4 protein-coding genes and 1 other RNA gene are annotated in these 5,967 nt (G+C 48.1%); all 5 read left to right on the top strand.

The features are described 5' to 3' along the window. Window positions 1-1,447: coproporphyrinogen dehydrogenase HemZ (gene hemZ, locus IJN28_02580; protein MBQ6712661.1), on the top strand; the 1,447-nt coding region annotated here is incomplete at its 5' end. Window positions 1,448-1,449: 2 nt separating this feature from the next. Then, window positions 1,450-2,709, top strand: a complete 1,260-nt coding sequence (locus IJN28_02575) for a histidine--tRNA ligase (protein ID MBQ6712660.1) — start codon at window positions 1,450-1,452, stop codon at window positions 2,707-2,709. Between the two features lie 8 nt (window positions 2,710-2,717). Next, the gene (gene aspS, locus IJN28_02570) at window positions 2,718-4,505 is read left to right on the top strand and encodes an aspartate--tRNA ligase (protein MBQ6712659.1); all 1,788 of its coding nucleotides are present in this window, start codon (window positions 2,718-2,720) and stop codon (window positions 4,503-4,505) included. 71 nt (window positions 4,506-4,576) lie between these two features. Beyond that, window positions 4,577-4,763, top strand: a non-coding RNA gene (gene ssrS / locus IJN28_02565) — 6S RNA. Between the two features lie 86 nt (window positions 4,764-4,849). Then, window positions 4,850-5,967, top strand: a 1,118-nt coding sequence (locus IJN28_02560; GenBank protein ID MBQ6712658.1) for a replication-associated recombination protein A, incomplete at its 3' end; no start/stop codon positions are given.

The following is a 5,967-nucleotide window of genomic DNA, read 5'->3' as shown; positions in this document are numbered from 1 at the left end:
TGTACGTGCGGTAGAATCGACGATGCAGCTTTTTGAAGATGCTTTTCGTGAAGAGCTGATCGGTCAATTGACGATCGAAAACAGTATCAATGAAGAAAAACATCTCATCAGAACGCAGTTCTGTTATACTGATGCGGCAGATAGAGAAACTGATTGGTACATAGAAAGCATGGTTCCGCAACACACATTCCAAACAGATATCGCCGCAAAACGGAGATTGGTATGTTGTCATGTGTTTCATGCGATGAAGCGTATTACGGGGAAAGTGCCGAGTGAATGGGGGATACTCGTAGGTGTCCGTCCCGTCAAGATCGCGCGTACTTACCTGGAAATGGGACTTTCCGAAGAAGAAACGATAACAAGACTGCAAGAAGACTATCTGATGAGTGCAAGCAAAGCATCGTTTATTACAGAAGTCGCGGTCAAAGAACGACCGTTTTTGGTAACAGAGGCGAACCATATCAGTATCTATATCGGGATACCATTCTGTCCGACGCATTGCTTGTACTGCTCGTTTCCGTCGGCACTATTGCCGAAAGATCATACGCAGATAGTATCATTCCTTGATGATCTGAAACGAGAGATCACGAAAACGGCAGAGATGATAGAGAGGTACGGCCTTGTTGTTGATACGCTCTATATCGGCGGTGGTACACCGACCAGCTTGTCTGATGAGGATTTTTATGACCTACTTGCTTTCGTGCGGGAACAGATACCGCTCGATGCGGTAAAGGAGTTTACCGTTGAAGCAGGCAGGCCCGATACGATCACAACGAAGAAAATAGAAGCGATGTGTGCGCACGGGGTGACCCGTATCAGTCTTAATCCGCAGACGATGCAGGAAAAAACATTAAAACGGATTGGACGAAACCATACCGTTCGCGATATAATAGAGATATTCGAGCAAATTCGTCAAAGCTCGATTTCTGTCATCAACATGGATATTATTATTGGCTTGCCGGGGGAAACAGTCGAAGATGTGCGCGATACGATGATGCAGATCCAAAAGCTTGACCCTGACAATATAACGATCCATTCCTTGGCGATCAAACGAGCCTCTCCGCTGAAAGAGAAGCTCATAGAGTATCCGCTTCCATCGTTTGGTGAAGCGCGAGAGATGTTCCGCATAGCCGAAGAGATGGCCGGTGAGATAGGAATGAAGCCGTATTATTTGTATCGGCAGCGTAATATCCAAGGCAACTTGGAGAATGTGGGGTATGCCAAAGTTGGTGCAGAGAGCATTTATAACATCAGAATGATCGAAGAACGACAGACGATCATCGGCATAGGGCCGTCCTCAACGACGAAGATACTTTTCCGCGATGGCAAGACGTTCCAGAACTTGCTTCATCCGAAAAATGTTGCCGTCTATGGAGAGAAGCTGGATGAATATCTGGCTGAACGTGATCGGTTGTTCCATGATCTGGCATATAAGGAGGAATCATAGGGATGCTTACAATGGGTCCCAGAGGGACAAAAGATATTTTGCCGAAAGACGTTGTGAATTGGCGTTATATAGAAAATGTCATTCGCGACACGTGCCGTCTGTTCGACTATGAAGAGATCCGCACGCCGATCTTCGAGCATACGGAGCTGTTCTTGCGCGGTATCGGTTCGACGACCGATGTCGTTGAAAAAGAAATGTACACGTTCACCGACAGAGGTGACCGCAGTATCACACTTCGCCCCGAGAATACGGCGGCAGTCGTACGCTCCTATTTGGAAAATAAATTATACGCGGAAACGGTTCCGTCGAAACTGTTCTACATAGGACCGATGTTCCGTTACGATCGCCCGCAGGCAGGTCGTTATCGTCAGTTCCATCAGTTCGGCGTAGAAGCGATCGGTGCGGCAAGCCCGATGATCGATGCCGAAGTTATCTTACTTGCAGTACAGATACTCAACACGCTCGGTCTGAAGGACTTGACACTTCAGCTCAACTCGGTCGGCTGTCCGACATGCCGCAAAGAGTATCGTGACCGTCTGCAGGCATTCTTGGAAGAGAAAAAAGAAGGTCTTTGCGAAGATTGCAAATCGCGTTTTGATCGTAACCCGATGCGTATTCTTGATTGCAAAAACGAGAAATGTCAGTCGCTTACGGTGGGTGCGCCTGAGATCGCCGATTGTCTTTGTGATGACTGCCAAACACACTTCACGGCAGTACAGCAGATATTAGCGGCGGCAGAAGTGCCGTTTATCTTGAATCCGCGTCTTGTACGTGGTCTTGACTACTATACAAAGACTGCCTTTGAAGTACAGTATGCTCCGCTTGGTGCGCAGAGTGCTGTCTGCGGTGGTGGTCGCTATGACGGCCTCGTAGAAGAGTGCGGCGGTAAGCCGACACCGGGTATCGGCTTTGCGATCGGTATCGAGCGCGTATTACTTGCGCTTGAGAAACAAGACCTCCTGCCGAAAAACGAATCATCGCTTGATGCGTTCGTCATGCTCCTTCAAAAAGGTGCCGAAGTCGAAGGCATGAAAGTTGTTACCGCACTTCGCAAAAACGGCTTCTCGGCTGAAATCGACTTCGCAGGACGCAGTCTGAAAGCACAAATGAAGCAGGCGAATCGTCAAAATGCACGTTATTCCATCTTACTTGGCGAAGATGAAATAAAAAATAATACGGTAACGATAAAAAATATGCAGACAGGCGAGCAAAAACAAGGTACAATAGAAGATATGCTCACTAGTATGAAATCGGAGGATTGAATAGGATAATGGATACATTAACAGGATTGAAACGTTCGCATGCATGCGGCGAATTGGGAAAAGCACAAGTTGGACAGACGGTTACGCTTTGCGGTTGGGTATCGCGTCGTCGTGACCATGGCGGTCTTATCTTCGTAGACCTTCGCGACCGTTCGGGTATGGTACAGGTCGTATTCAACTCGGAAATGGGCGAAGAACAGTTCACGAAAGCAGAATCGCTTCGTAACGAATTCGTTATCGCAGTTGTCGGTAATGTAACAGCTCGCTCCGCTGAAACGGTAAATGCCAACATGGCAACGGGTGAGATCGAAGTAGAAGTAACGGAGCTTCGCATTTTGAACAAAGCAAAAACGCCGCCGTTCTACATCCAGGACAACATTGACGTTGATGAAACGCTCCGTCTTAAATATCGTTACCTCGACCTTCGTCGTCCGGAAATGCAGCGCAACTTGATGCTCCGTCATCAGGTAGCAAAAGGCATGCGTGATTTCTTGGATCGCAACGGCTTCCTTGAAATTGAAACGCCGATGCTTACGAAAAGCACGCCGGAAGGTGCTCGTGACTATCTCGTACCGAGCCGCGTAAATCCGGGTTGCTTCTACGCGCTTCCGCAGTCTCCGCAGATCTTTAAACAGATCTTGATGGTTGCGGGCTATGAAAAATACTTCCAGATCGTACGCTGCTTCCGTGATGAAGACTTGCGTGCAGACCGTCAGCCGGAATTCACTCAGCTCGATATCGAGATGTCGTTTGTTGATGATGAATATATCTTGAGCATGATGGAAGAAATGGTTGCAGAGCTCTTCAAAAATGCACTCAACGAAGATATCAAAACGCCGTTTGTTCGCATGACGTGGGATGAAGCAATGGACAAATACGGTTCGGACAAACCTGACCTTCGTTTCGATATGCCGCACATCAACATCTCCGATGCTGTTCGCGGTTCGAACTTCAAAGTATTTGAAACGGTCCTTCAGGCAGGCGGTGTTGTCAAAGCGATCAACGTCAAAGGTTATTCCAACATTCCGCGTCGTGAACTCGACGGTCTTGTTGAATTTGTAAACATCTATGGTGCAAAAGGCTTGGCTTGGATCTGCTATACGGAAGAAGGCATCAAATCGCCGATCGCGAAATTCTTCTCCGAAGAAATTTTGGCAAATATCAAAGAAACGACACAGGCAGAAACGGGTGACCTTATCCTCATCATCGCCGACAAAGCTCCTGTTGTAGCACAGGCTCTCGGTGCGCTCCGTCTTGAAATGGGTAAACGTCGTAACTTGATCGACGAAAACAAACTCTCGTTCCTCTGGGTAGTAGACTTCCCGATGTTCGAATATGACGAAGATGACAAACGCTGGGTAGCTATGCACCATCCGTTCACGGCTCCTCGTGAAGAAGATATTGAGCTTCTCGATACCGACCCGGGCAAAGTCAAAGCAAAAGCATATGACATGGTTCTCAACGGTACGGAGATCGGTGGCGGCAGCCTTCGTATCTACAACCGTGACCTTCAGGAAAAAGTATTCCAGACGATCGGCCTTACGAGCGAAGAAGCACACGAAAAATTCGGCTTCATGCTCAACGCCTTCGAATACGGCACGCCGCCGCACGGTGGTCTCGCATTTGGTTTGGACCGCTTGATCATGATTATGGCAAAACGCTCCTCGATCCGCGACGTCATCGCATTCCCGAAAACGCAGAGCGCAACTTGCATCATGACGCAGGCACCGAGCGAAGTTGCACCGAAACAGCTTCGTGAACTTTCTATCAAAACGGCTGTTATTGCGAAAAAATAAATCGCCTGCGAAACGAATCTTGATTTTATGAAAATTATCTGATAATATTAAGGTGTAGTTTAAAGGGAATTATACCTCTGCTGTGTGCGATTATCGTTGATGTGTTTTGAGCCAACACATCACGATAGGGCCATTAATACTCCGCTTGCGGGATGACACCTCATTGGTTTGCCAAGAGGCACACGAAGCATTCGGGATTATGCCCACCTGCTTAGGCAGGTTCAAAACGACAACGAGAAACGGCATGATGGAGGGTAAGTCCTAAAGATATAAAGAATGCTTCGGCATTCTTTATATCTTATTTTTTTATCTGAAACGAATCAGAATTGAGCGGAGGACGATCCATGGATTCGATTGATTTATTTTCCAATATAGAACCTCAAACCACATATACCAAAGAACCATTGGCTGTACGGATGCGTCCGAAAACGCTCGCCGACTTTATCGGACAGCATGAGATCGTAGGACAGAAGCGATATCTACGGCGCATGATAGACAGCGATAACATTCCGTCTTGTATTCTCTATGGGCCGCCCGGGACGGGGAAAACGACACTCGCGGAGATCATTGCCAATCAAACGCGCAGTTATTTTGAGAAACTCAACGCCGTTGCGGCAGGTATTGCCGATGTGCGCAAGATCGTCGATCTGGCGAAATCGCGATTAAGACAAGAACGCAAACGTACGGTTCTTTTTATCGACGAGATCCATCGTTTTAACAAAAGTCAGCAGGATATCCTGCTCCCGTATGTGGAAAACGGCATTGTTACGCTTATTGGTGCGACGACGGAGAATCCGTTTTTCTCGGTCAATTCACCGCTCCTTTCGCGTATGCGTGTCCTTCGGTTCCGCAAACTGGAAGCCGATGAAGTTGTCTTGCTCTTAAAACGAGCGTTGACAGACTCCGTAAACGGACTTGGCAGCAAACAGCTCTCATGCGAGGATGAGGTGCTCGCCCGCATCGCAGAAGTAGCAAGCGGAGATGCCAGAACGGCGCTTAATCTCTTGGAAGAATGTTCTATGATGGTCGAATCCGACGGTATCATCGAATCAGAGTATATTGACGAAGTCATGGGTGAGAAGATACAGTACTACGATAAAAACGGCGACAACCATTATGATGTTGTGTCGGCGTTTATCAAAAGTATGCGCGGTAGTGATGCCGATGCGGCACTGCATTATCTTGCACGCATGATCAGCGCAGGCGAGGACCTTAACTTTATCGCACGTCGTATCGTCATTTGTGCATCGGAAGACGTCGGCAATGCAGACCCGCAGGCACTTGTCGTAGCGATGGCCGCCGCGCAGGCTGCACAATTCGTCGGCTTTCCCGAAGCGCGGATCCCGCTTGCGCAAGCCGTCACGTATATTGCCTCTGCGCCGAAAAGCAATGCTTCTTATATGGGGATAGACGAAGCATTGTCGGATGTGCGTCATCGTGACTATGGCACCGTACCGCTTCA

This window comes from Selenomonadales bacterium, assembly GCA_017442105.1.
In the GTDB taxonomy this organism is placed as follows: domain Bacteria; phylum Bacillota; class Negativicutes; order RGIG982; family RGIG982; genus RGIG982.
This window is presented reverse-complemented; position numbering and strand designations above follow the sequence as displayed.

Excerpts from the sequence above, each read along its gene's own strand:
- IJN28_02575 (MBQ6712660.1), top strand. The coding sequence starts at position 1,450 with ATGCTTACAATGGGTCCCAGAGGGACAAAAGATATTTTGCCGAAAGAC.
- aspS (MBQ6712659.1), top strand. The coding sequence starts at position 2,718 with ATGGATACATTAACAGGATTGAAACGTTCGCATGCATGCGGCGAATTG.